Genomic DNA, 3,575 nt, shown 5'->3' with positions numbered 1-3,575 from the left:
CAGTGGAATCAAGACATAAATGTGAGATCTTCAGCCTGCCTGGTCGAGCGAAAACACCTCGTAATCTGGCCACCCTCAAGCACATGGCACGGGGTAGCGATTCCATAACCAATAGCCCGACCTGCGGACGGGGTTCTATTTCTTGGAAAGTCGTCTCGCCCCATCGGACCGCGGATCCCCCGTTGGTGAGACATGGCGGTACAGCGTCTGCCGGGTGATCCCAAGCTCCTCGCAAAGTTCACCGACCTTCGTCTCCGACCGGCCCATGGCGGCTATGGCCAGACGAATCTTGGCCGGCGTCATCTTGAACGGACCTCGAACGAAACAGATTTAGGCCACAGCACCCGGAGGCCGAGTTCGCCGACGCTGTGTCGCAGGGGGACCTCCAGCGCGACGGATTGAGGGCTGCTCCACTGCCCGATGCTCGGAGGCGGTGTCTGAGGGGAACCGCCATCGGGACATCGGAGGTGTCCAGGGAGCGGATACGCTGAGGGGCATCGCTCCGGGCAGCGATCATTGGTCTGACTGGGTGGAAGGATTGCTGGCGAGTAGCCCCTCGTGGTAGCGCTGTTCTGACGAGGAGGTAGCGGCCCGGGCGTGGTGCCCGAGCCGCCTCGGGGTTACTCCCAGTAGCTCTTCTCGGCGCGGGCTTGGTCGTTGCGGTGCTGGCGCATGTCGATCTGGCCGAGGTTGATGATCCGGGCGTTGTTGGCGAGGCGGTTCACGATCGAGTCCGCCGCGACCCGGTCGGGCAACTCAGCAACCCAGTGCGCTGGCCCGGTCTGCGAGGCGATCATCGTCGGCAACCGGTGTTCCCGGTTCGCGAGGATCGCGAACAGGTCGCTGGCGGCGTCGCTATCAACGCCAACCGTCAGGAAATCATCAATGATCAGCAAATCGATGTTAGAGAGCTCGTTCAACAGTTTCTGATGGGCGATGCCGTCGCCGCGGGCGATGACGAGCCTGCGGGCGAGGTCGTCCATTCGGAAGTAGAGAACGGAGTGCTCACTGTGGCAGGCACCGATGGCCAGCGCGCAGGCGAGGTAGGTTTTGCCACCGCCGGTGGGCGAGATGATGAGCAGGTTGGTCGGATCCACGCGCCAGTCATGGGCGGCATAGCGCCGCATTCTGACGGCGGTGATGCCGCGTCCCTCGCGGTAGTCGACCTCAGCGACGGTCGCCCCGGGAATGGGGAGGGCTGCTTGGCGGATGAGTTTGTCGACCCGGCTAACCCGTCGGGATTCCAACGCATCGTCGACCGCGGTGAGGAACAGCTGCTCGGGCGTGAGGGTGTCGTTGGCTTCGTCCTGGATGAGTTCCTCCAGCCGAGTTGCGACGTGGGTCACCCGCAGCGCCCGGAACTTGTCATAGTCAACGCTGGTGAACGTCACTTTCCGTCCTCGTTTCGGGCATAGTGAGACGCGTCGCGGACATAGACGTCCGTGACGGTGTCGCGGAACACGACGCTGCTGCGTTTGCGTGTCGAGGCCGCCGGGGTCACCGGACGGGGCTTCTTCACATCACTATCGATCGCCGCCATCAACCGTTTCAGCGTCGAATACGTCGGATGAGCCTTGCGGTTGACGAGGTCCTGGCAGGCGGCCTCCAAGCGTTCCCGGTTGTTCTTGCCGAGGCCGTCGAGGATGTTCTGGCAGGCCAGGTAGCCCTGTGCTTCGATCGCCTGGCCGTCGAGGATCTGCTCGATCACCGTGACCGTCGCCGGCCCGGTGCTCCGCGCCCGGTCGACGAACCAGCGCCTGGACCACAACCCGTCGATATCGCGGTGCTGCGGCGGCACGTGCTCTGGAAGAGTTGAGTACTGGCCCTTCCGGCCCGTCAACCGCGGGTGCTCGCAGATACTGTCATTGCCGTCGAAAATCGTCACTCGCGACGATGTGACCCGGACCCGCAGCAGCTTGCCCGCCAGGGCGAACGGCACGGAATAGCGTTGCGTGTCCGCGGTGACGTGGTAGTTCCGGGCGGCTTTGAGCTCTTTCCACTCGACGTCCTCGAACCCGATATCGGGCAGCGGGCTGAGCAGCTCGCGCTCCTCGGTGTCGAAGCGTTCCCACCGGGTGGTGTCGTCGGCGCGGCGGATGTCGTGGTTGATCTCCCGCACCCGTTCCTCGATTGCGGTGTTCAATTCGCTCAGCGTTGTGAAGACATCGTCTTCGAGGTAGCCGATGACGCGTTTGTTGACGACGTTCACCGCATTCTCGGCTAATGCCTTGTCGCGCGGTTTTTTCGGTCTGGCCGGGATAATTGCTGTCTGATAGTGGTCCGCGAGTTGCTGATATCGGGCGTTGACGACCCGCTCCGCATCACCCTGGTGGGTTCGATGGGTCGACGTCGTCGGGTTATCGGGCACGATGATCTGCGTGACACCGCCATAAAACGCGAACGCTTGAACGTGGGCGTCGAGCCAGGCTGGGGACTTCATATCCGCGTAGGCGCGGCAGAACATCAGCCCCGAAAACGGCAGCACTGCGACGAACAGGATGGCCCGGACAACTTCATCGGTGATGGTGTCGACGATGTCCATCGTGTCGCCGGCCCAGTCCACGAGCATCGCCCGTCCCGGCTCGTGGCGGAGGACCGCGACGAGGTCGTGGGTGCGGAGGTACCCGGTGAAAAGGGCGCAGAACTGCGAGTATCCGTACTTCTTGCCTGCGTCTTTGGTGTCGACGTAGCGGCGCCAGGCCAGCAGTAACGTGAAGTGCCGATTCGCTTTCATCGACGCTAATACTCGCGCCAGGTCGGGTTGGTCGTACTCGTCTGATACTTTACGGCGCCCGTCGGGGAACCATTCCGCCAGCTCGGTGTCGCTAATTGCGACCGCTGAGGTGAGACCGCGCTCGTGGACTTCTTGCCGGACTCGGGCGACGTCACGATGCGAGCACCCCACGATTTCTACGACTTCGCGGTAGCTCCGCCCCTCGAGCAACAACCCCAGTATTTTCCGATAATCCGCCATGACCCGCCCTTAACAATGGAACGACAACGCCTTGCGCGTTGTCTTTCCACAGCAGAGCAGATTGGCAGCATCAGCGCTACCGTGTTCCCGGAATCTTGCTACCGTGTCGTCGGACTGGTGCTACCTTCAAGGGCTACTCGCCACTGCACCACCAAGACGCCACGAACCACTATCCCGAAGTTGACGGAACGTCCTGGGGTGGGTTCGACATCGTCGTTAATCGGTATTCAGCCGAGATGCTGCCCACCGGTGAAGCGCGCTTGTATCAGCCCGCGTTTACCGTGCAGGCGACTTCAGCGGTCACAGACGCCAACGTAGCCATCACTGCGGCCGACTTGACACGCGTGGGGGATGACTTTGACGTCGTCGTTGAAAATCAGCCCACGAACCACTTCCATTTTGATGATGCTTTCGGAACACGCTCTGTTGCGGTCGACCTTCCCACATCGTTCCCAGGGGTCATCGACGATGCCGGGATTGAGATGGTCTATGGCACCATTGCTCATGCTGTCTCCGATTCCAGCACCGTCGCCTATATCGTTGCACCGGCGTACCTTTTCTCCCAGTCGTAGCACCTCCACGACCTCTTGGACGAACTCAC

General features: G+C 61.9%; 3 protein-coding genes and 1 pseudogene. All 4 read right to left on the bottom strand.

Annotated features, from left to right (window positions below):
- Window positions 1-135: 135 nt before the first annotated feature.
- Window positions 136-312: pseudogene (locus JF66_RS24425) on the bottom strand (recombinase family protein); the annotation flags it as partial.
- Window positions 313-620: 308 nt separating this feature from the next.
- Window positions 621-1,391, bottom strand: a complete 771-nt coding sequence (locus JF66_RS13805) for an ATP-binding protein (RefSeq protein WP_035879056.1) — start codon at window positions 1,389-1,391, stop codon at window positions 621-623.
- Window positions 1,388-2,974, bottom strand: a complete 1,587-nt coding sequence (istA, locus tag JF66_RS13800; protein ID WP_035879055.1) for an IS21 family transposase — start codon at window positions 2,972-2,974, stop codon at window positions 1,388-1,390. The genes JF66_RS13805 and istA overlap by 4 nt, the downstream gene beginning before the upstream one ends.
- A gap of 293 nt (window positions 2,975-3,267) precedes the next feature.
- Window positions 3,268-3,575 (bottom strand): hypothetical protein (locus JF66_RS24420; protein ID WP_231556427.1); only part of this gene is annotated, 308 nt, incomplete at its 5' end.

The sequence above is a fragment of the Cryobacterium sp. MLB-32 genome (assembly GCF_000738085.1).
Taxonomy (GTDB): domain Bacteria; phylum Actinomycetota; class Actinomycetes; order Actinomycetales; family Microbacteriaceae; genus Cryobacterium.
The sequence above is the reverse complement of the archived record's forward strand: the minus strand, read 5'-3'. Positions and strand labels throughout refer to the sequence as shown.

Excerpts from the sequence above, each read along its gene's own strand:
- istA (WP_035879055.1), bottom strand. The coding sequence starts at position 2,974 with ATGGCGGATTATCGGAAAATACTGGGGTTGTTGCTCGAGGGGCGGAGC.